The sequence below is a fragment of the Kitasatospora sp. NPDC002522 genome (genome assembly GCF_053595195.1).
Genome location: NZ_JBSFXE010000006.1, coordinates 68,669 through 89,864, shown reverse-complemented (window position 1 = coordinate 89,864; position 21,196 = coordinate 68,669). Strand labels below are relative to the sequence as shown.

Genomic DNA, 21,196 nt, shown 5'->3' with positions numbered 1-21,196 from the left:
CGGCGCTCCTCGACTGGCCGTCAGTTCTTGACCGTGTCGTCGGTCTTGAAATCGTCGATCTTGTCCTGGTACTTCTGCAGCTGGTCGGGGCAGTAGACGCTGAGCAGCAGGGCCTCCGCCTCGATCGCGCGGGCGCTGGCGATGATCGGGCGCTGCCCGGGCCCGCCCGCCCCGTTGGACAGCTGTACCCGCTGCAGGCCGGTCTTCAGCGCGCTGGCGGGGTCCTCGCAGACCGCGCCGCCGTTGGTGCCGAGGGTGTTGGCGATCTGCTTCTGGTCGGGCGCGGGGTAGCCGGCGGCGACCAGCTTGTCGCTGAACTGCCCGGCCTTCTTGTACGCCTCGTTGGTGGCCTTCTGCTGGGTGTAGGTGATCAGGCCGATCACCACCATGGCGACCAGCAGCACGATCGCGCCGAGGTAGATCCACCTGTGCTCGGAGGCCATCCGGGTGCCGGTCATGCCGTCTCCTCCTGCTGCTCCGCGGCGTACGCGGGGTCGCGCCACGAGGGCTTGCTGGCCTTCAGGAAGCCGAACGGGATCACCACGCCGAGCAGCAGCAGGCCGCCGCCGACGATGCCGACGTAGGCCCACACGCTGCCGCCGCCGAACTGCGAGGACGGGACGAAGCCGATCACCATCGCCGCCGCGGAGGCGAGCAGGCCGACCACGCACAGCACCCCGAGCAGGGGGGCGCGGTACCCGCGCGGGTGGTCGGGCTGGAGCCTCCGCAGCCGCATCGCGGCCAGGAACATCAGCAGGTAGACGATCAGGTACACCTGCGTCGTGATCACCGAGAAGATCCAGTAGACGCTGGAGACGTTCGGGATCAGCGCGTACATCAGCGCGATGACGGTGGTGACCACGCCCTGGGCGACCAGGATGTTCTGCTGGACGCCGTGGCTGTTGAGCTTCTGCAGCGAGGGCGGCAGGTAGCCCTCCTGACGGGAGATCAGCAGCAGGCCCTTGGACGGGCCGGCCAGCCAGGTCAGCATGCCGCCGAGCGAGGCGGCGACCAGGCCGACCGCGATCAGCGGGGTGAGCCAGCCGATGTGGAAGTACTGGAAGAACGCGTCGAAGGCCTGCATCACGCCCGCGGTCAGGGAGAGCTGGTCGGCCGGGACCACCCAGCTGATCGCCAGCGCCGGCAGGATGAAGATCAGCAGCACCAGGCCGACCGCCAGGAACATCGAGCGCGGGAACTCCTTGGCCGGGTTCTTCAGCGAGGAGACGTGCACCGCGTTCATCTCCATGCCGGAGTAGCTGAGGAAGTTGTTGACGATCAGCACCAGGCTGGCCAGGCCGGTCCAGGCGGGCAGCAGGTGGGAGGCGGTCATCGGGGCGGCCGAGGGGTTGCCCTGGCCGAGGAAGACCATGCCGAGCACCACCAGCAGGGCGCCGGGGATCAGCGTCCCGATGACCAGGCCCCAGGAGGCCAGGCCCGCGACCGCGCCGGTGCCGCGGGCGGAGACCCACACGCCGGTCCAGTACAGCACCATGATCACGATGGCGGTGTAGAGGCCGTTGCTGGCCAGCGCGGGGTTGATCACGTAGGCGATGGTGCTGGCCACGTACGCCAGCAGGCTCGGGTAGTAGAAGATCGTCATCGCGAACTGGCACCACACGGCCAGGAAGCCGAGCGGCTTGGACAGCCCCTGGGCGACCCAGTTGTAGACGCCGCCGTTCCAGCCGGACGCCAGTTCCGCGGAGACCAGCGCGGTCGGCAGCAGGAACACGATGGCCGGGACGATGTACAGGAACACACAGGCCAGGCCGTACACCGCCATGGTCGGGGCGGCCCGCAGGCTGGCCACCGAACTGGTCGTCATCAGCGCCAGCGTCACCCAGGTCATCCTGGGCGTCGACACCGCCTTCACCCTCGTCCTCGTCGAAGCCGCCGCTCCGCTCGGGCTCGGTACGTCTGCCGCGCTCATGCACCGCCTCCTCCGCGCCCCGCCCACCGGGGCCGCCCCTCCACACTCCGGCCGGGGCGTGCACGGCGCATCCGATAACCCGTCACCTCGCGCCGCACTCTCACCGGAACGGCCCAACGCATCCGACTGACGGACACTCAGCAAGGCTCCGGACGGGTGGGGAGCCAGATGGGGAGGGGCTCGGTGGCGGTGCGCCAGGGGGTGGGGATGCCGGCCGGGCCGGTGCGGGCGGCGACCACGCCGCCGGTGATCGCGCAGGTGGTGTCGACGTCGCCGCCGGCCGCCGCGCAGGTCCACAGGGCGGCGGGGTAGTCGTCGAGGTGGCGGGCGGCGCACCACAGGGCCCAGGGGACGGTGTCCAGGGCGCTGACCTGGCGGCCGTTGCCGAGGCGGTGGGCGGCGAGTCCGGGGTACGGCTGGTCGAGCAGCATCCGGGCCTCGCGGAGGGTCTCGCGCAGTCGGCCCGGCGGGGTCAGCTCGACGGTGCCGGCGAGCAGTTCGCGGCCGGTCAGCCCCGGGACGGTCGCCAGGGCGGCGGCGACCGCGACGGCCACCGCGCCGGCGACGGCGAGCGGGTGGGTGTGGGTGACCTCGGCGGATCGGGCCGCCTGGTGGGCGGCGAGGGCGGGGTCGGCTGCGTAGTACGCGCCGAGCGGGGCGACCCGCATCGCGGCGCCGTTGCCCCACGAGCCCTGGCCGTCGAAGAGGCCGGCGGCGAGTGTGCGCCAGTCGCCGCCCTCCCGGACCTGCCGCAGCAGCCGGTTCATCGCCGGGCCGTAGCCGCGGTCGAAGTCGTGGCGCTCGGCGAACGAGCGGGCCAGCGCGTCCTGGTCGAGGTCGGCCCGGTCGGCGGGGAGGGCGGCGAGCAGCGCGCAGGCCATCTCGGTGTCGTCGGTCCAGGGCCACGGCGCGGGCGGGAGGCGACGCTCGCGCAGGGCGGGGAGGTGAGCGGGGACGAAGTGCTGGGCGCCGAGGGCGTCGGCGGTGGCGAGTCCGGTCAGGCTGGCGTGGGCGGCGGTGTGGTCAGGGGTCATCGCCGTTCATGGTGCCCGGGCGGCGGGCGCGGGGCGAGGGGATTTCGGGGCGGTCGACGGCGCGTCAGGCGACAAGCGACAAACGGGCGATGACGCGGCTCGACGGTGCGTCAGGCGGTGGGTGAACGGGCGTAGGCGCGGGTCGACGTTGCGTCAGGCGGCGGGCGGACGGGCGAAGGCGTGGCGCAGGGCGGTGAGCAGGGCGCGCAGGGCGGGGGGCGGGGACGGGCGGTTGACCAGGGTGAGCAGGGCGGGAGTGGTGACGTCGGTCAGCGGGACGGGCGTCAGCTGCGGGAAGGCGGCGGCCATCGAGCGGCTGAGCAGGGCGACGCCGAGGCCGCGGGCGGCGAGGTCGGCGATGGCCTCGGCGGCGCCGGCCTGCAGGGCGATCCGCGGGGTCAGGCCCCGGGCGGCGCAGGCCTGGTCGAGGACGCCGCGCAGGCCGGTGCCGACGGGCATGCAGATCAGCGGGTGGGCGAGCAGCTCGGCGAGGTCGGCGCGGCCCGCGGCGGCGAGCGGGTGGCCGGGCGGGACGGCGGCGACCAGCCGTTCGCTGATCACGGTGTGGGCGTCCAGCCCGTCGGGGGTGGTGCCGGCGCAGCCGATCAGGGCCAGGTCCAGGGCGCCGGTCCGGACGGCCTCGGTGAGCTGCTCGGAGTCGGCTTCCTGCAGGGCGAGTTCGACGCCCGGGTGGGCGCGGTGGAAGGCCGCCAGCGCGTCGAAGAACGGGGTGACGGTGCAGCCGAGCACCATCCCGACGGTCAGGCGGCCGCGGATCAGGTCGGTGACCTCGCCGACCGCCTGTCCGACCGCGCGGGAGGCCGCCAGCGCCGCACGGGCGTGCTCCAGCGCGGCCTTGCCGGCCACTGTCAGGGTGACGGTGCGGGCGGAACGGTCGAACAGCTCCGCTCCGAGCTCGCGCTCCAACTGGCGGATCTGGGCGCTGACCCCGGACTGGCTGATGTGCACCCGCTCGGCGGCGCGGGTGAAGTTGCGTTCCTCGGCGACCGCGACGAAGTACTCCAGCTGCCTCAGCTCCATGACTACAGATTCTAGTACTGAGCAGAATCAGCTGTTGGACTTCTGATCAGGCCGGCGGGAGGCTGGCGGCATCGAGACGGAACGCCACAGGAGGCAGTGATGACCGAGTACCCGAAGGCGATGCACCCCGAGGACCTCACCCGGCTGTTCGTGGAGCGCTCGAACGCCGGGGACGCCGCCGGGGTGGCCGCGCTCTACGAGGAGAACGCCGTGATGGCCTTCCCACCGGGGCAGCTGACGGTGGGTCGGGCCGCGATCCAGGCGCTCTGGGAGCAGGTGCTGGCCACCCGCCCGCAGTTCACCCCGGAGCCGCCGCTGCCCACCCTGGCCGCCGACGGCGTCGCGCTGACCTCCACCCCGCCGCGCGACGGCGCCGGCGCCCGCGCCCAGGTGGTCCGCCGGCAGCCGGACGGCAGCTGGCTGCGCCTGCTGGACCAGCCGGAGTTCGTCCACCCGACCGCCTAGCCGCCGCCTGGCGCACCGCACCGCACCGCAAAGCCGCCACCTGACGCACCGTCGGCCGCCTACGCGCCGTCGAGCTCCTTGTAGAAGAAGGTGGTCGCGGCGCGCTCCCCGTCGGGGGTGGCGGCGTGGCCGGGGACGATGCCGTACGGGGTCCAGCCGGCGGTGCGGTAGAGGTGTTCGGCGGGGCTGCCGGTCTGGGTGTCCAGCAGCAGGAGGGTGGCGGCGCTGTCGCGGGCGGCCTGTTCGGCGGTGGCCAGCAGGCGGCGGCCGAGGCCCGCGCCGCGGGCGTCCCGGTGCACCAGCAGTTTGACCAGCTCGGCGCGGTGCCGGCCGTTCGGCTTGGTCTCCCGGACCAGGGCGACCGTGCCGAGCGCCCGCCCCGCTCCGTCGCGGGCGATCCACAGCAACCGGCTGCCGTCCGCCACGGCCGGACGCTGCTCCGCCCACCAGGCGGCGGCCTGCGCGGGGCTGGTGGCGGCGAGGAAGCCGACCGAGGCGCCGTCGGCTATCGCGTCCAGCAGCAGTTCGGCGAGCCCGTCGCGGTGGGCGTCCAGGCCGGTGGCGGTGAGTGGCACGATCTCGACGGCGGGCACGCGGGGCTCCTCAGTCACGGGGCGGGGGCGGGGGCGGTCGGGTCAGGGCAGCTCAGGGCAGGACGACGGCGAGCACGTAGCGGGCCGGTTCCGGGCCGGGGCTGTGGAAGCGGGAGGCGCCCCAGAGCCGGAAGCGCAGGCAGTCGCCGGGGGTGAGGCGGTGCACGGCGCCGTCCAGGGTGAGGTCGAGTGCGCCGGACATCAGCCACAGGTGCTGTTCCAGGCCGGGAACGGGCGGCGCGTCGTAGGCGATGTCGGCGCCGGGCGGGAGGGTGCCCTCGACCAGTTCGGCGCGCAGGCCGGAGTGCGGCGGGGAGAGCGAGCGGCGGACGAAGCCGGTGGCCGGGTCGTGCCACACCGGCTGCTCGGCGGCGCGCAGCAGTTGCGGCGGCTCGGCCTCGACCTCGGCGAGCAGCCGGGACATGGTGCGGCCGTACGCGGCACAGAGTCGGCCGAGCTGGGCGGCGGTCGGGCTGATCTCGGCCCGCTCCAGCCGGGACAGGGTGGAGCGGCTGACGCCGCTGCGCTGGGCGAGTTCGTCGAGCGACCAGCCGCGTTCGGCCCGCAGTTCGGCGAGGCGGGCGGCCAGGCGCCGGTCCTCCTCGCCGGGTTCGTCGTCGTGTCTCACAACCGGGAGGGTATCCCGGATCTGGGACGGACTGGAAGCGGGTCTCAGATGCCGAGCGACTCGGCGCGCGCCCGGGCGGTCTCCAGCAGTGCGTGGACGTCGGACTGGCGGGTGCCGGGGCGGTCGTTGTAGACGTCCGGCGACGGGACCGGGCGGCCGGTGGCGTGCAGGATCTCCATGACCTGGACCCGCGCGCGGCGGACGGTGCGGGCGGTGCCGTAGCCGTGGGCGAGCACGGCGGTCTGGGCGCCGAGCAGGCAGACCCGGCCGGCGGCGTCCCACATCGCCCCCTGCACCCAGCCGGCCTCGGCGAGGTAGCGGGAGGTCAGTCGCAGGTGCCCGGCGACCGTGACCTCGACCGGACGGGCGGCGCGGCGGGCCAGGTGGTCGAGCAGGGTGCGGCGGGGCAGCGGGAAGCCGAAGTTCCACGGCTGCCGGACGCTGCCGTACCGGCCGCCGTGGACGCCCGGCTCGGCGAGCGGCAGCAGGGGGAGGCGGGCGGGCGCGGGGAGGCCGGCCAGGTACCGCTCGATCTCCTCGACCAGGCCCAGCTCCTGGGCGAGGGCGGGGGCGTCGAGCCGGTCGAGCAGGGGGGTGGGGGCGGCCACGGTGAGACTCCTCGCGTCGTTATGTCCGTATTTGTACCGCTTTCGTTGATAGTTCGTCAGGAGCCGCACCGCATCTGCTCCGTGCTCGCACCGTCCTCCGCGCTCCGGTTTCAGCGCCGTCACCGCCGTTCCGATCACCCCCGCGCATCGGGTTGGATGAGTGCATGAACGAGCAGACGAACGGCGTTCCGGCGTGGGAGCAGCGGTTTCGGGCAGCGCGGGTCTCGCTGCCGGACTGGGCGGACGAGGCACCCGACCGGGCGCTGTACGTGTCCAACGCCACCGGCACCTACGAGGTGTACGCGTGGGACCGCGCGACCGACGAGCACCGGCGGGTGACCGACCGCCCCAACGGCACGACCGACGCCGAGCTGAGCCCGGACGGCGAGTGGATCTGGTGGTTCGACGACACCGACGGTGACGAGTTCGGCGTGTGGCGCCGCCAGCCCTTCACCGGCGGCCCCGACCAGGAGGCCGCCCCCGGGGTGCCCGCCGCGTACTCGGCGGGCCTGGCCCTCGGCCGGGACGGCACCGTGGTGGTCGGCACCTCCACCGACGACGAGGGCACCACCCTCTACCTGCACCGCCCCGGTGCGGCCGAGCCCGAGGTGGTCTACCACCACGCCGAGTACGGCGGCGTCGGCGACCTGTCGCACGACGGCACCCTGCTGGCCGTCGACCACACCGAGCACGGCGACGCGATGCACTCCGCGATCCGGGTGCTGCGCACCGCCGACGGGGCCACCGTCGCCGAGCTGGACGAGGTCACCGGCCGGGACGAGCCGCGCGGCGTGGCCTGCCTGGGCTTCGCGCCCGCGCCCGGCGACACCCGGCTGCTGGTCGCGCACCAGCGCAGCGGCCGCTGGGAGCCGATGCTGTGGGACGTCGCCGCCGGCACCGAGACCGAGCTGCGGCTGCGCGACGAGTCGGGCCGGGAGTTCCCCGGCGACCTGTCCGCGCAGTGGCGGCCGGACGCCCGCGCCCTGCTGATCGAGCACGAGTACGAGGCCCGCAGCGAGCTGTTCTCCTACGAGCTGGCCTCCGGCGAGCTGGTCCGCCTGGACACCCCGCGCGGCACCGTCTCGGGCGCCACCGCCCGTCCCGACGGCACCGTGGAGTTCCTCTGGTCCTCCGCCGCCGAGCCGTCCGCGGTCCGCTCCACCTCCGGCGCGGTGGTGCTGCGCGCGGCCGGCCCGGTGCCGCCCGGCTCGGTGCCGGTGGAGGACGTCTGGGTGGACGGCCCCGGCGGCCGGGTGCACGCGCTGGTCCAGCGGCCGACCGGCCCGGGCCCGTACCCGACCGTCTTCGAGGTGCACGGCGGCCCGACCCACCACGACAGCGACTCCTTCGCCGCCGGGCCGGCCGCCTGGCTGGACCACGGCTTCGCGGTGGTCCGGGTCAACTACCGCGGCTCCACCGGCTACGGGCAGGCCTGGACCGACGCGCTCAGCGAACGGGTCGGCCTGATCGAGCTGGAGGACATCGGCGCGGTCCGCGCCTGGGCGGTCGACAGCGGACTCGCCGACCCCGACCGGCTGGTGCTCTCCGGCGGCTCCTGGGGCGGCTACCTCACCCTGCTCGGCCTCGGCACCCAGCCCGACCACTGGACCCTCGGCCTGGCCGCCGTCCCGGTCGCCGACTACCTGACCGCCTACGACGACGAGATGGAGGCGCTGAAGTCGCTGGACCGCACCCTGTTCGGCGGCACCCCCGAGGACGTCCCCGAGCGCTGGCACGCCTCCTCCCCGCTGAGCTACGTCGAGCAGGTCAAGGCGCCCGTGTACATCAGCGCCGGCCTCAACGACCCGCGCTGCCCGATCCGGCAGATCGACAACTACGTCCGGCGGCTGGAGGAACTCGGCAAGGTCCACGAGGTCTACCGCTACGATGCCGGGCACGGTTCGCTGGTCGTCGACGAGCGGATCAAGCAGCTCCGCTTGGAGATCGACTTCGTCCGGCGGCACCTCGCGCCCGGCACCGTACGGTGACCGGCGGCCCGGCCGGCAGGGGGGACAACTGATGCTCGGACGCGCCGTGTTCGCCGCGGCGGCGGTGTGCGCCGTGCTGCTCGCCACCGCCGGCTGCTCGTCGTCCGACGACGGTGCGGGCGGCTGCGCGCAGGCGACCGGCGCGGACTCCCGGGCGGACCTCGGCGCGGACCCGGGCTCCGGGCTGTCGATGCAACTGCTCGCCAAGAGCAAGAGCGGCAGCCGCAGTTCGAAGGGCTCCAGCGGATCGGGCAGCAGCGGGTCGCACAGCTCCGGCAGCTCCGGCAGCTCCGGAAGCAGCGGCTCGCACTCCTCCGGGAGCAGCCACACGGTGGTGCGCCACTACCACCACCGCACCGTCGGCTCGACCCGCAACGACGACTACGTCGACGAGTGCGGCAACCCCTCGCCCGCGCCGGGCTTCGGTTCCTTCGACGAGGCCGGCCCGTGCGGCCGGCCGGCGGTGGCACCCACCGGGACGCCGGCGCCGGCCCGCACCGGGGCCTCGGCCGCGGCCGCCCCGCCGCTGCCCTCGGCCAGTGCCTGCGCGAGTCCGGCGCCGGGCGCGAAGTCGCCGGCCCCGGCGGTGTCGCCGGCCGGCGCGGCCTCGCCGTCGCCGAAGAAGTGAGCTGACGGGCCGTCAGCGCGGTCAGTCCAGGACCGGGTCCAGTCCGAGGGCCCGGTCCTGGGCGGCCTCCGCCTCGCGGCGCACCAGCCGGAACCACATGAAGACCACGAAGCCCGCGAAGACGAACCACTCCAGGGTGTAGCCGAGGTTCTGGAACGCCCGCAGGCTCAGCCCGTCGCCGCCCTCCGGCTGCACCGTGGGCACCGCGGTCAGCCCGGCCGGCACCTGGTCCGCCGCGACCCAGCCGTCGTACAGCGGGTACGGCAGCACGTTGACCAGCGTCGCCGGGCTGATCGTGCCCAGCTGCCCGGCGGGCAGGCCGCCCGCCACCGCGCCGCCGCTGCCGCTGGTCTCCGGGGCCTGCAACCGCCCCTGGACGCTGACCTGCCCGGTCGGCGCCGCCGGAGCCGTCCCCGGCTCCCCCGCCGCCCAGCCGCGCACCACCGCGACCGCCCGGCCGTCACCGGTGCGCAGCGGGGTCAGCACGTAGTAGCCCGACCGGCCGTCGACGACCCGGCCCGGTACCAGCAGTTGGTGCGCCCCGTCGTACTCGCCGGTGACGCTCACCGCCCGGCCCACCGTGTCCGTCCCGACCTTCGCCGCGCCGCCCGGCAGCACGGTCGCCAGCGGCTCCGCGGCGGCCTGCGCGGCGGCGGCCGTGGCCGTGGCGTTCTCCTTGTGGGTGGACACCCGCGACTCGAACCGGCCCAGCTGCCAGGAGCCCAGCATCAGGCAGACCACGATCGCCGCCACCGCGACGACCGTGCCGACGAGCCACCGCGGGCTGAGCAGGAACCGGTACACCCCACCACGGTAACCACTCCTGACAACGCCCGGGACCGCCGGGTCCCGGCCCGGGACGGGCGTCGCCCGGCCGTCGGAGCCGAGCGGACGTCAGGGTGCGGGGGTGGCCGAGGCGGTCGGGCCGGCGGGGGTGCGCTCGGGGCCGGAGCGGTAGACGGTGCCGCCGCAGTCGCCGCGCAGGGCGGTGGTGGCGGCGGGGCCGGAGGCGGTGTCCGGCGCGTAGCCGAGGGCGAAGCCGGTGGCGGCCGGGCTGGGACTGGGGCTGGCGCTGGGTGTCGGGCTGGCGCTGGGGCTGGGGTCGACGCCGGGGGCCAGGCTGGACCCGGGGGCGGGGTCGGCGGCGGGCTGGGCGGCGGCGGTGCTGGCGGCCGCGGAGGGCAGCGGGCCGCTCGGGCCGCTGGGCGCGGGCGAGGCGGCGGCGCAGCGCTGCGGCACCCAGGCGAACCGCACCAGGTAGGAGTCCCCGGGGGCGAGCAGCAGCTCGGCGGGGAGGACGGCCGGGTCGGGCAGCGAGGCGGCCGGGTCGCCGGCGATGTGCGCGGTGAGCTGGACGCCGGCGGCGCCGCCGACGGTGAACACCCCGGGGTCGGCGACCCGGCAGAGCCGTCCGCCGGTGTTGGTCAGCTGGAACCAGCCGTACAGCCGCCCGGTGTCGGGTTCGGCGGCGGCCTGCCGGGCGTCGGCCCGGCCGAGGTCGGTACGGGTGCAGGCGGGCAGGGTGACGGGCAGTCCCGTGGGGGTGCCGGAGGCGGCGGGCGAGGCGGACGGGTCGGTGCCGCCGCCGTGCCCGGTCTGCGGTCCGGGCGAGGGCCGGTGCGGGGCGTCGGAGCGGATGCCGCCGGGGTGCGGGGGGCGGTCGTGGTCGGCGGCGCCGACCGAGCCGCCGGTGGAGTCCCCGGAGAGGTTGAACGGCTGCGCGGCGTGCACCACCGGCAGCGTGATCACCGCGGCGGCCAGCACGGCCGCGCCGCTCCACGCGCGGCGCCGTCTGACCCGGCGGCGCGGCACCGCGGCCCGCAGCCGGGGCAGCGCCGCGGGATCGGGCTGCACCGCGGCGACCGCCCGGTGGAACCGTTCGCGCAGCTGGTCCTCGGTCAGGCCCGGCTCACTCATCGCCGGTCTCCATCTGGACCCGCAGCGCCGCGAGTCCGCGGGAGCCGTACGCCTTGACCGAGCCGATGGAGATGCCGAGCAGCTCGGCGACCTGAGCCTCGGTCAGGTCCGCGTAGTAGCGCAGCACCAGCACCTCCCGCTGACGGCGTTGCAACCCCCGTAGCGCGGCCTTCAGTTGGTCGCGCTCCAGCGCATCGTAGGCCCCTTCTTCTGCACTGGCCATGTCAGGCATCGGCTTGGGCAGCAGGCGCAGGCCGAGCAGGCGTCGGCGCAGCGTGGAGCGGGAGAGGTTGACCACGGTCTGCCGCAGGTAGGCGAGGGTCTTCTCCGGATCACGGACCCGGCGCCGGGCGGCGTGCACCCGGATGAACGCCTCCTGGACCACGTCCTCGCAGGAGGAGAGGTCGTCCAGCAGCAGTGCGGCCAACCTCAACAGGGAACGGTAATGGGCCCGGTAGGTGTCGGTGAGCTGGTCGACGCTGGCCCCGGTCGCGTCTGCCGCCGCCGCAGCAAGACCCATCCGACTACCGACCCGCCGGGCCGCCCCGGGCAGGGTGATGGCCACCGCTGCCCCCGTCACGTTCGTCACGCTGGTTGGACACACGATCCCCTGTCCTGGTTGCCCTCACCGCAGGGGCATTCTTCCGCAAGCCGGGAATCCCCCTCCGGAGCGTGCTCGCTCCGAAGGGGGATTCTGGCAGACCTCGCGGACGGTCCGGGTCCGCTTCACCCGTCCCGCACACAACCCCCGCTGAGGGACGCTCAGCGTCCGGTGCCGCCGTAGACGATCGCCTCGGCGCTGTCGCTGTCCAGGCCGAAGGCGGTGTGCACGGCGCGGACCGCCTCCGGCACGTCCTCGGCGCGGGTGACCACCGAGATCCGGATCTCCGAGGTGGAGATCAGCTCGATGTTGACGCCCGCCTCGGAGAGCGCCTCGAAGAACGTCGCGGTGACGCCCGGGTTGGACCGCATGCCGGCGCCGACCAGCGAGATCTTGCCGATCGCGTCGTCGTAGCGCAGCGACTCGTAGCCGATGCCGTCCTTGACCCGGTTCAGCGCGTCGATGGCCTTCTGGCCCTCGGTGTGCGGAAGGGTGAAGGAGATGTCGGTGAGGCCGGTGGCGGCGGCGGAGACGTTCTGCACCACCATGTCGATGTTGACCTCGGCGTCCGCGATCGCACGGAAGATCCGGGCCGCCTCGCCCGGCTTGTCCGGGACGCCGACGACCGTGATCTTGGCCTCCGACGTGTCGTGGGCGACTCCGGAGATGATGGCCTGCTCCATCTCGCCCCCTTCGGGCTTGTTCGGGTTGGTACCACTGACGATCGTCCCCGGCAGACCGGAGAACGACGAGCGTACGTGAATCGGGATGTTGTAGCGCCGTGCGTACTCCACACAGCGGTCCAGGAGCACCTTGGAGCCGGACGAGGCCAGCTCCAGCATGTCCTCGAAGGCGATCCAGTCGATCTTGCGGGCCTTCTTGACCACCCGCGGGTCGGCGGTGAACACGCCGTCCACGTCGGTGTAGATCTCGCAGACCTCGGCGCCGAGCGCCGCCGCCAGCGCCACCGCGGTGGTGTCGGAGCCGCCGCGGCCCAGCGTGGTGATGTCCTTGGAGACCTGCGACACGCCCTGGAAGCCGGCCACGATCGCGATGTTGCCCTCGTCCAGGGCGTTGCGGATCCGGCCCGGCGTCACGTCGATGATGCGCGCCTTGTTGTGCGTCGAGTCGGTGATCACGCCGGCCTGGCTGCCGGTGAACGACTGGGCGTCGAAGCCCAGCGTCCGGATCGCCATCGCCAGCAGCGCCATGGAGATGCGCTCTCCGGCGGTCAGCAGCATGTCGAACTCACGGCCGGACGGAATAGGCGTCACCTGTTCCGCGAGTTCGATGAGCTCGTCCGTGGTGTCACCCATCGCGGAGACCACGACGACGACCTCATGGCCGGCCTTCCGGGTGTCCACGATTCGGCGGGCGACGCGCTTGATGCCCTCGGCATCCGCGACGGATGAGCCGCCGTACTTCTGCACGACAAGGCCCACGGGGGCTCCTCGACTTGGGGTGGTAGGTCGCGGTCAGTCTAACGAGCGGGTCTGCCCCGGCCGGCGCTTTCCACATGGTGAGATGCGAATATCGAACCCTGGTCACCGCCGACCGGCAGGTCTGCGGACCGCGGCCACCCGTTCCGAAGAATCGCCGCCGACGCCGCCCCGGCGGTATCGGAACTTTCGCCTCCGGCCCGCCGGTGACGGATGCGTCACACCGTCGCCCTCCGGCCCTACAGCCCCAGCTCGGCCGCCATCAGGTCGCCCGCCTGCTGCTCCAGCTGCTCGTCGGTCAGCCCGTCGTCGTCGGTGTCCGCGCCGTCCGGCACCGCGCCCAGCGGCGAGTCCAGCCGCACGTGCGCGATCAGCGACTGCAGCGCCCGCAGCACCGCGGAGCAGGTCGAACCCCAGTTGGACAGGTACGAGAACTGCCACCACCACAGCGCCTCGGAGATCCGGCCCTCCCGGTAGTGCGTCAGACCGTGGTTCAACTCGCTGACCACACCGGCCAGGTCGTCCGAGATCCGGAACGCGCTGGGCTTCTCCGGCGGGCCGTACGGGTCGAAGACCTCGTGGTAGACGTCGATCGGGGCGAGCAGCTCGGCGAGCCGCTCGCGCAGCTCCACGCCGTCCGGCTCCGGGCCGGCGTCCGGCTCGAACCGGTCCTCCGGCAGGACGTCCTCGATCGCACCGAGCCGACCGCCCGCCAGCAGCAGCTGCGACACCTCCAGCAGCAGCAGCGAGATCGCGCTGCCCGGCTCGTCCCCCTTGGCCACCTCGGTGACGGCGAGCACGAAGCTCTCCACCGAGTCGGCGATCTGGACCGCGAAGTCGTCCGGCGCGTCCGTGTCGGTGAGGGTGTGGGTGCGGTCCGCGGCGTCGGCGGTACCGGAGGGGTGCGCGGTACCGGCAGGGTGGGCGGTACCGGAGGGGTGTGCGGTACCGGCTGGGTCAGCGGTGTCGGTTCGGTCAGACATCGAGCAGTCGTCTCCCTTCGAACGCCCGGCCGAGGGTGACCTCGTCGGCGTACTCCAAGTCCCCGCCGACGGGCAGGCCGCTCGCCAGCCGGGTGACCTTGAGGCCCATCGGCTTGCACAGCCGGGCCAGGTAGGTCGCGGTCGCCTCCCCCTCCAGGTTGGGGTCGGTGGCCAGGATCAGCTCGGTGACCGTGCCGTCCGCGAGCCTGGTCATCAGCTCACGGATCCGCAGGTCGTCCGGACCGACCCCCTCGATCGGGCTGATCGCCCCGCCCAGCACGTGGTAGCGGCCGCGGAACTCGCGGGTGCGCTCGATCGCCACCACGTCCTTGGGCTCCTCCACCACGCAGATCACCGCGAGGTCCCGGCGCGGGTCCTGGCAGACCCGGCACTGCTCGGCCTCCGCGACGTTGCCGCAGACCACGCAGAACCGGACCTTCTCCTTCACCTGCTGCAGCGCGTACGCGAGCCGGCGGACGTCCACCGGATCGGCCTGCAGGATGTGGAAGGCGATCCGCTGGGCGCTCTTCGGACCGACTCCGGGCAGCCTGCCCAGCTCGTCGATCAGGTCCTGCACCACGCCCTCGTACACCGCCACGCCTTCCTTCGACCGGGGCTCGCACCCCGGTGCCGTGTACCGCTGCCATGCACCGGTGCCATCATCCAACGAATCGGGCGCCGGACACACCGGCCGACGCCCGACTAGCTCATAAATCACACAATCAGTTGTCAGGTGACGTTCAGGCTGGTCGAGCCCTGGTCGCCCGCCCGACGGGTGGCACGGATCAGAACGGCAGGCCCGGGATGCCGCCGCCGAGACCCTGGGTGAGCGGGCCCATCCGCTCCGCCTGCAGCTTCTGCGCCGCCGCGTTGGCGTCGCGCACCGCCGCCAGCACCAGGTCGGCCAGGGTCTCCGTGTCGTCCGGGTCCACCGCCGCCGGGGCGATGGTCAGCGCCACCAGCTCGCCGGCCCCGGTCACCGTCGCCTCCACCAGGCCACCGCCCGCCGACCCGCTCACCTTCGTCTCGGCCAGCTCCTTCTGAGCCCGGCCGAGCTCCTCCTGCATCTTCTGCGCCTGCTTCAGCAGCTGCTGCATGTTCGGCTGGCCACCACCAGGAAACACGGAACTCTCCTCGGTCCGTCGGCGTCTCACGCCAGCACCGGACCACCCGTGGCACCGGCGCTGGCACCTCGTCCCCGAGCCTACGCGGCCCGCCGTCCGCGCAGCGTCAGTTCGGCCGGTGGTGGATCTCCTCCAGCACCGTCGCCCCCAGCTCACGGACGATCAACTCCTGCGCGGAGAACGCCTCCTCGTCGAGATCCGGGTCGTCCTCCTCCGGGATGTCGTCCTCCGGCGCCACCATCGGTGCGGCCGGCACCGCGGCGGCCGGGGCACCCGGCTGCGCGGCTGGCTGAGAGGGACTGGTGGCCGACTGCGTGGCGGGGCCGGGGGGCGCGGGGGGCGCGGACGGCACCGGCTGGTACGCCGGGGGAGCTGTGGGCTGCGGTGCGCTCTGCTGGACGGGGGCGGGCTGCGGCGCGACCGGCTGGGGCGCTCGGGGCGGGGTGGACCAGCCTGCGGTGCCGCCCGGGTTTCCGCCCGGGTTGCCGGTGGGGTTGCCGGTGGGGGCCGCGCCGGTGGCGACGCCGCCCGAGGTGCCGCCGGACGGGTCGACGATGCAGTCCACCCGCCAGTCCACGCCCAGGGCGTCCGACAGCGCCTGCCGCAGCACCTCGTCGCTGTGGCTGCCGACGAAACTGTCCCGGGCGCCCGCGTTCACGAACGACACCTGCAGGGTGCTGCCGTCGAAGCCCGCCACCTGGCCGTTCTGGCTGAGCAGGATCCAGGTGAACCGGCGGCGGTTCTTCACCGCCTCCAGGATCTGCGGCCACATCTGCCGGATCTGCGCCGCGCCCTGCTGCGCCGCGGCCGAGGGCTGGGCGGACGACTGGGCTACCGGCTGCGGGGCGACCGGTTGTGGCGCGACCGGCTGCGGCGCCGGAGCGGGAGCCGGGGCCTGGGCCGGGGGTTGCTGCTGCGGTGCCGGCTGCTCTCCCGCGGGCGGGAAGCTGCGCGGGATCGGCCAGGCGCCGGGGGCGGGACCGGCGGGCTCGGGGGCGGGTGCCGGTGCCTGCGCGGTGGGCGCGGGCTGGACGACCGGCGCCTCCTGCGGCATCGGCGCGGCGACCGGAGCTGCTGCCGTGGCTGTGGTCGGGACTGCTGCCGGGGCCGGTTGGAACGCCACCGGCGCGGCGAAGCCGCCCGTCGATGCGCGCCGCTCCAGCTTGTCCAGCCGGGCCTGCATCGACAACTCGTCGCCGTACGCGCCGGGCAGCATGACCCGGGCGCAGATCAGCTCCAGTTGGAGCCGGGGGGCGGCGTTGCCGCGCATCTCGGTGAGGCCGGAGTTGACGATGTCGGCGGCGCGGCTGAGCTCGGCCGGACCGAAGCGGTCGGCCTGGGCCTGCATCACCGCGACCCGGTCGGCGGGAGCGTCGATCAGGCCCTTCTCCCCCGCGTCCGGCACGGTGGCCAGGATCACCAGGTCGCGGAGCCGCTCCAGCAGGTCGGTGACGAAGCGCCGCGGGTCGTGGCCGCCCTCGACCACCCGGTCCACCACCTGGAAGACCGTCGCGCCGTCCTGTGCGGCGAAGGCGTCCACCACCTCGTCCAGCAGCGCGGAGTCGGTGTACCCGAGCAGGGCGGTGGCCATCTGGTAGGTCACACCGCCCTCGGCGGCGCCGGCCAGCAGCTGGTCCATCACCGACATCGAGTCACGCACCGAACCGGCGCCGGCCCGCACCACCAGCGGGAACACCGAGTCCTCGACCTGGATCTGCTCGCGTCCGCAGACCTGCGCGAGGTAGTCGCGCAGCGTCCCGGGCGGTACCAGGCGGAACGGGTAGTGGTGGGTGCGGGAGCGGATGGTCCCGATCACCTTCTCCGGCTCGGTGGTGGCGAAGATGAACTTCAGGTGCTCCGGCGGTTCCTCGACCACCTTGAGCAGCGCGTTGAAGCCGGCCGAGGTCACCATGTGCGCCTCGTCCAGGATGAAGATCTTGTAGCGGCTGTGCACCGGCGCGAAGAACGCCCGCTCGCGCAGCTCACGCGCGTCGTCCACACCACCGTGCGAGGCGGCGTCGATCTCGATCACGTCGATCGAGCCGGGGCCACCGGTCGCCAGGTCCCGACAGGACTGGCACTCCCCGCACGGCTCCGGGGTCGGCCCCTGCTCGCAGTTGAGGCAGCGGGCCAGGATCCGGGCACTGGTCGTCTTGCCGCAACCGCGCGGCCCGCTGAACAGGTACGCATGGTTGACGCGGTTGTTGCGCAGAGCCTGCTGGAGCGGGGCGGTCACGTGCTCCTGCCCGATGACCTCCGCGAAGGTCTCGGGGCGATAGCGGCGGTACAGGGCTAGGGACACGCCACCGACGATATCGGGACCAACAGACAAACGGGACGCCCGACCACTCACCCGTCCGTCCCCGGGAACGCAAGGACCCCTCGCGCACCCGCCAGAGCCCTCCTACCCTTGCTGCCTTCCGGCCCTGGGGGGGTTCAGAGAGATAACGCCACACGAGGGGCTGCCCCAAGAGTAGCGGATCCCATCCCCCACTCCCCCCACCCACCCCCATCTCCGATCCGCAGGTCTCCCCGCCCACCCACCTGCGACACAGCGGTTCGCAACCACCCCCCGACATGTACTAAGCTCTCCCACGGAGGATTCGCCTAGAGGCCTAGGGCGCACGCTTGGAAAGCGTGTTGGGGGCAACCCCTCACGAGTTCGAATCTCGTATCCTCCGCATCTGTCCGCCAGGGCAAACGAAAGGCCCCGACCGGATTCCGGTCGGGGCCTTCGTCGTGTCTTGATGACTGCATTTCTGGTGGTCAGGCATGGGGGCGGCGGAACTGCGACAACTGGGCCTCCTCGCGAGCTTCTTGGCGTAGGCACCCTCTGATCGCGGCGCACCCCCGCTCAAGACAGGCCCCGGCAGGGGTGCAACTGCGGCCCTGGGCCCGGGTCAGGGGATGCTGATCACTACCTTGCCGAAGGGGCTGCCGGTGCTGAGGTGCTCGTAGGCCTTGACTGCCTCGTCGAAGGTGAAGACGCGGTCGACCACCGGGTGGAGGGCATGGTCGGCAAGAGTCGCGTTCAGGCGCTCGAAGCTGGTCCGACTGCCCACCGCCAGCCGCTGCAAGGAGAAGTAGCGGCCGTTGAACACTTCGGGGTCGATCACCGTTCCGCCTGCGGGGAAGGCTCCGGTCACCGAGATCTGGCCGTTGAAGCCGACCGACTGGATGGACTTGGCGATGCTGGGCGCCCCGACGGCCTCCAGGACGAGATCGGCGCCGCGGCCGGCGGTGAGCTCGCCGACCGCGAGCTGCCAGTCGGGCGTCACCCGCCGGTCCAGCACCTCGGCAGCGCCGAGCTCCTTCAGCCGCTTGCCCTTCTCCTCGCCGGAGGCCACGACGATGACACGGCCGCCCAGGGCGGCGGCAAGCTGCACGCCGAACAAGGCCACCGCGCCCGCACCGACGACCAGAACGGTGTCACCCTCGCCCATCGGACGCGGCCCGGTCGTCAGCCCCGACCAGGCCAGAACAGCGGCGCACGGAAGCGTCGCCGCCTCCTCGTAGGAGAGGTGGGCCGGGATCTGCACCACCGACTCCTCGTCGACCACCTGGTACTCGGCCAGCATTCCGTTCAGGTTGGCCCCGTACTGTTCGCCGACCAGCGGCAGCGTCATCGGGCCGTCGATCCAGCGGGGGAAGTAGGTCACGGCCACCCGGTCACCCACGGCGGCGCGCTGCACGCCCTTGCCGACCGCCACGACCTCGCCGGCACCGTCGCTGAGCGGGACGATGCCGGGTGTCGCCGGAACCGGGTAGGTCCCGGCGAGCAGCATCAGGTCCCGGCGGTTGAGCGAGGCCGCACGCACCCGTATCAGCACCTGGTGAGGTCCGGGCTCCGCGAGCCGCTGTTCCCGGACGGCCAGTCCGTCGAGGCCGTCCTGCGGGCGGTCGAGGTGGTAGGCGGTACCGGTCCAGCTCTGCAGATCCGTCATCGTTCCTGTCCTGTCCGTGGGTTGTGGCCTCGACAGGAACACTATGGAGATCACGACGCCGGGGAATCAGTCACGCATAGGCATGGCGGCGCAGTTCGCAAGTCAGGGTGTCCGAGCGCTCTCACTTCAGCCGCTGCACCGCGAGTGCGGAGACGATGTTCCGCCGCCACCGATCGGTGACGAGTGGCGGCTGCACTTCGCCATCAACGGAGCCACGAGTGACCCCGTCAGAAACGGTTCAGGTTCTCGTCAACAGGAGGGGTGTTCACCGGGGTCGCCCACCCCGCCTACGTGGCTGCGGCCGTGGCGGCTGATTCGCGGAAGGTGACGACGGCTTCGCCGTTCTCGCGGGCCCAGGCGGTGAGCATTCTGATGGGCTCCTCGAGGGTTCGCCCGAGGGCGGTCAGGCTGTACTCGACGCGTGGTGGTGCCTCGGCGTACGCGTGCCGTTCGACGAGGCCGTTGGCTTGGAGTCGGCGCAGCGTCTGGGTCAGGACCTTGCGGGAGATGCCGCCGCTCAGGTCGACCAACTCGCCGTGGCGCAGCGGGCCTTCGGTCAGTGCGAAGAGGGTGACCATGGACCATTTGCTGGCGATGATCTCCATGGCCAGGAGGGCGGGGCAGTCGGCGAGGAAGGCGATTCCGGGTCGCTGGCTCATGGCCTCGAAGGTTACCTGAAGGTACCTATCGGCCGCCTATCGTCGTCGAGGTGCGCACGTCCCTTGCTCGCATCTCGCATGATTGAGGTTTCAGCCGTGTTCGCCTCCCTTGCCTTTCTCACCGTGCTCATGTCGGCGGTTCTCCTGGTCTCGGCCGGGGCCAAGTCCCTGCGGACGCGACACATCACCGAGCAGATGTCCACGCTCGGAGTGCCGCAGAGCATGATGGCTCTCCTGATCGGCGCTCAGATCGCGGGCGCGGTCGGCGCGATCGCCGGACTCTGGTGGGGACCCGTCGGAATCGCGGCCGCGATCGGCCTGACGGGCTACTTCGCCGGGGCGGTCGCCTCGCACCTGCGAGTCGGCGACCGGAAGGGCGCGCCTCCGGCGGCGGTCCTCACCGTGGTCTCCGTCGCCCTGATCGTGCTGCGCGCTGCCACCCTCTGATCCGCCGTGACCACGCGGACCGAGCGACGGCGGCCTGGAACGGCGGTCGCTCGGCCGCGTGGTCACCGTGCCGTCATCGGCTCCGGTGCGCTGTGGGCGCGACGGTAGGCCAGTGGTGACAGGCCCAGGTGCTTGTGGAAGTGCTTGCGCAGGGCGACCGGGTCGCCGAAGCCGCAGGCGGTGGCGATCCGTGCGACGGCCAGGTCGGTGGACTCCAGCAGCAGGCGCGCGTGCGCCAGCCGCCGCTGCGCCAGCCACTGCAACGGGCTGCTGCCCACCTCGCCGCGGAACCGGCGAGTGAAGGTGCGCACGCTCATGTGCGCGTGCCGGGCCATGTCCTCCAGTCCGATCGGCTCGGCGAGCCGGTTCAGCGCCCACTGCCGGGTCGCCGAGGTGGAACGGTCGGTGTCCTGCGGAACCGGGTGCTCGATGAACTGGGCCTGCCCGCCCTCGCGCCACGGCGCCACGACGCAGCGCCGCGCGGCGGCCGAGGCCACCGCCGCTCCGTGGTCCAGGCGGACCAGGTGCAGGCACAGGTCGATGCCGGCCGCTCCGCCGGCGGAGGTGAGGATGCGTCCGTTGTCGACGAACAGCACGTCCGGATCGACGTCGACGTCGGGGAACAGCCGCGCCAGCGCGTCGCACAGCGTCCAGTGCGTGGTGGCCCGCTGGCCGTCCAGCAGGCCGGCCGCCGCGAGGAGGAAGGCCGAGGTGCACAGGCTGACGATGCGGGTCCGCGGCCCGATCCGGTCCAGCGCCGCGGCGAGTTCCGCGGGGAGCGCGCCGGTCGCGAGCAGGTGCTCGCCGGGTTCTTGCGTGGCGAGGACGACGGTGTCGGCGGTCTCCAGGGCCGACTCGTCGTGGTCGACGACGATCCGGTAGTCCTCGTGCGTGCGCACCGGCCGGCCGCCGAGGGAGCAGGTGCTGACGGAGTACAGCGGGCTCCCGTCCGGCGCACGGGCCTCGTTGAACACCCGGGCGGGGATGCCCAGGTCCAGCGGCAGGACTCCGTCGAGGGCGAGAACGACGACACGATGTGGCATGGCCGGAATGGTACGACAGGTGGCCTCCCGGCCACTCACTCGCCCGCGCCGCCGACCGCGAGTCTTTCTTCCGTCGGGAGAACGGTCCCGGTGCAATGAGGTGTGGGACGAAAGGAGTGGGCGA

General features: G+C 73.1%; 22 protein-coding genes, 1 tRNA gene and 1 other RNA gene. 5 read left to right on the top strand and 19 right to left on the bottom strand.

Going from position 1 to position 21,196, the window contains the following annotated elements:
- Positions 1-20: 20 nt before the first annotated feature.
- The 4 genes from ACWD4U_RS06725 to ACWD4U_RS06710 all read right to left on the bottom strand — a co-directional run bounded on the left by ACWD4U_RS06725 (position 21) and on the right by ACWD4U_RS06710 (position 4,005).
- A complete protein-coding gene (locus ACWD4U_RS06725) occupies positions 21-458 on the bottom strand; it encodes a hypothetical protein (RefSeq protein ID WP_363454448.1) in 438 nt (145 codons plus the stop codon).
- Positions 455-1,930 (bottom strand): APC family permease, encoded by a 1,476-nt coding sequence (locus ACWD4U_RS06720; protein WP_363454446.1) that lies wholly within the window; start codon positions 1,928-1,930, stop codon positions 455-457. Before ACWD4U_RS06720 ends, ACWD4U_RS06725 begins: the two co-directional genes overlap by 4 nt.
- 137 nt (positions 1,931-2,067) lie before the next feature.
- Positions 2,068-2,964 (bottom strand): ADP-ribosylglycohydrolase family protein, encoded by an 897-nt coding sequence (locus ACWD4U_RS06715; RefSeq protein ID WP_363454444.1) that lies wholly within the window; start codon positions 2,962-2,964, stop codon positions 2,068-2,070.
- 153 nt (positions 2,965-3,117) lie between these two features.
- Positions 3,118-4,005 (bottom strand): LysR family transcriptional regulator, encoded by an 888-nt coding sequence (locus ACWD4U_RS06710; RefSeq protein ID WP_363454442.1) that lies wholly within the window; start codon positions 4,003-4,005, stop codon positions 3,118-3,120.
- 99 nt (positions 4,006-4,104) lie between these two features.
- Here ACWD4U_RS06710 and ACWD4U_RS06705 point away from each other — a divergent pair, with 99 nt between their 5' ends.
- On the top strand, positions 4,105-4,470 hold the full coding sequence (locus ACWD4U_RS06705) for a YybH family protein (RefSeq protein ID WP_363454440.1): 366 nt from the start codon (positions 4,105-4,107) through the stop codon (positions 4,468-4,470).
- A gap of 59 nt (positions 4,471-4,529) precedes the next feature.
- Here the strand turns inward: ACWD4U_RS06705 and ACWD4U_RS06700 are convergent, their stop codons facing one another.
- The 3 genes from ACWD4U_RS06700 to ACWD4U_RS06690 are packed head-to-tail and all read right to left on the bottom strand — an operon-like array spanning position 4,530 to position 6,299.
- Positions 4,530-5,063: a GNAT family N-acetyltransferase gene (locus ACWD4U_RS06700; RefSeq protein WP_363454439.1), complete on the bottom strand. Its 534-nt coding sequence runs from the start codon at positions 5,061-5,063 to the stop codon at positions 4,530-4,532.
- A gap of 52 nt (positions 5,064-5,115) precedes the next feature.
- Positions 5,116-5,691 carry a helix-turn-helix domain-containing protein gene (locus ACWD4U_RS06695; RefSeq protein ID WP_363454437.1) on the bottom strand — a complete coding sequence of 192 codons (576 nt, stop codon included), beginning with the start codon at positions 5,689-5,691 and terminating at the stop codon, positions 5,116-5,118.
- Positions 5,692-5,735: 44 nt separating this feature from the next.
- Positions 5,736-6,299: a DUF6197 family protein gene (locus ACWD4U_RS06690; RefSeq protein ID WP_363454435.1), complete on the bottom strand. Its 564-nt coding sequence runs from the start codon at positions 6,297-6,299 to the stop codon at positions 5,736-5,738.
- Between the two features lie 164 nt (positions 6,300-6,463).
- On the opposite strand from ACWD4U_RS06690, the gene ACWD4U_RS06685 reads away from it, so the two are divergent.
- Positions 6,464-8,287, top strand: coding sequence for a S9 family peptidase (locus tag ACWD4U_RS06685; protein ID WP_363454433.1), 1,824 nt, complete (start codon positions 6,464-6,466; stop codon positions 8,285-8,287).
- 31 nt (positions 8,288-8,318) lie between these two features.
- A complete protein-coding gene (locus ACWD4U_RS06680) occupies positions 8,319-8,915 on the top strand; it encodes a hypothetical protein (protein WP_449787124.1) in 597 nt (198 codons plus the stop codon).
- A gap of 21 nt (positions 8,916-8,936) precedes the next feature.
- On the opposite strand, the gene ACWD4U_RS06675 is transcribed toward ACWD4U_RS06680, so the two are convergent.
- From ACWD4U_RS06675 to ffs, 9 genes are all read right to left on the bottom strand, one after another.
- A complete protein-coding gene (locus ACWD4U_RS06675; RefSeq protein WP_363461028.1) occupies positions 8,937-9,719 on the bottom strand; it encodes an SURF1 family protein in 783 nt (260 codons plus the stop codon).
- 90 nt (positions 9,720-9,809) lie between these two features.
- Positions 9,810-10,832: a hypothetical protein gene (locus ACWD4U_RS06670; RefSeq protein WP_363461030.1), complete on the bottom strand. Its 1,023-nt coding sequence runs from the start codon at positions 10,830-10,832 to the stop codon at positions 9,810-9,812.
- On the bottom strand, positions 10,825-11,352 hold the full coding sequence (locus tag ACWD4U_RS06665) for a SigE family RNA polymerase sigma factor (RefSeq protein WP_363461075.1): 528 nt from the start codon (positions 11,350-11,352) through the stop codon (positions 10,825-10,827). The genes ACWD4U_RS06670 and ACWD4U_RS06665 overlap by 8 nt, the downstream gene beginning before the upstream one ends.
- Before the next feature lie 242 nt (positions 11,353-11,594).
- Complete coding sequence (locus tag ACWD4U_RS06660; RefSeq protein ID WP_363461032.1) at positions 11,595-12,875, bottom strand: aspartate kinase; 1,281 nt, start codon at positions 12,873-12,875, stop codon at positions 11,595-11,597.
- A 236-nt stretch (positions 12,876-13,111) separates the two neighbouring features.
- Entirely contained in the window at positions 13,112-13,855 is a 744-nt protein-coding gene (locus ACWD4U_RS06655; protein ID WP_363461034.1) for a DUF5063 domain-containing protein, read from the bottom strand.
- Positions 13,848-14,447, bottom strand: coding sequence for a recombination mediator RecR (recR, locus tag ACWD4U_RS06650; RefSeq protein ID WP_363461077.1), 600 nt, complete (start codon positions 14,445-14,447; stop codon positions 13,848-13,850). Before recR ends, ACWD4U_RS06655 begins: the two co-directional genes overlap by 8 nt.
- Before the next feature lie 193 nt (positions 14,448-14,640).
- Positions 14,641-14,979, bottom strand: a complete 339-nt coding sequence (locus ACWD4U_RS06645; RefSeq protein ID WP_363461036.1) for a YbaB/EbfC family nucleoid-associated protein — start codon at positions 14,977-14,979, stop codon at positions 14,641-14,643.
- 106 nt (positions 14,980-15,085) lie between these two features.
- The gene (locus ACWD4U_RS06640) at positions 15,086-17,281 is read right to left on the bottom strand and encodes a DNA polymerase III subunit gamma and tau (RefSeq protein ID WP_363461038.1); all 2,196 of its coding nucleotides are present in this window, start codon (positions 17,279-17,281) and stop codon (positions 15,086-15,088) included.
- Between the two features lie 68 nt (positions 17,282-17,349).
- Positions 17,350-17,446, bottom strand: an RNA gene (gene ffs / locus ACWD4U_RS06635) — signal recognition particle sRNA small type.
- Between the two features lie 129 nt (positions 17,447-17,575).
- On the opposite strand from ffs, the gene ACWD4U_RS06630 reads away from it, so the two are divergent.
- A tRNA-Ser gene (locus tag ACWD4U_RS06630) sits at positions 17,576-17,660 on the top strand.
- Between the two features lie 219 nt (positions 17,661-17,879).
- Here the strand turns inward: ACWD4U_RS06630 and ACWD4U_RS06625 are convergent.
- Together ACWD4U_RS06625 and ACWD4U_RS06620 are read right to left on the bottom strand one after the other, a co-directional pair.
- A complete protein-coding gene (locus tag ACWD4U_RS06625) occupies positions 17,880-18,923 on the bottom strand; it encodes a zinc-dependent alcohol dehydrogenase family protein (protein ID WP_363461040.1) in 1,044 nt (347 codons plus the stop codon).
- Positions 18,924-19,210: 287 nt separating this feature from the next.
- Positions 19,211-19,582 carry a winged helix-turn-helix transcriptional regulator gene (locus tag ACWD4U_RS06620; RefSeq protein ID WP_363461042.1) on the bottom strand — a complete coding sequence of 124 codons (372 nt, stop codon included), beginning with the start codon at positions 19,580-19,582 and terminating at the stop codon, positions 19,211-19,213.
- Between the two features lie 129 nt (positions 19,583-19,711).
- Here ACWD4U_RS06620 and ACWD4U_RS06615 point away from each other — a divergent pair, with 129 nt between their 5' ends.
- Positions 19,712-20,029 (top strand): DoxX family protein, encoded by a 318-nt coding sequence (locus ACWD4U_RS06615; protein ID WP_363461044.1) that lies wholly within the window; start codon positions 19,712-19,714, stop codon positions 20,027-20,029.
- Between the two features lie 62 nt (positions 20,030-20,091).
- On the opposite strand, the gene ACWD4U_RS06610 is transcribed toward ACWD4U_RS06615, so the two are convergent.
- A complete protein-coding gene (locus ACWD4U_RS06610) occupies positions 20,092-21,072 on the bottom strand; it encodes a GlxA family transcriptional regulator (protein WP_363461046.1) in 981 nt (326 codons plus the stop codon).
- Positions 21,073-21,196 lie beyond the last annotated feature (124 nt).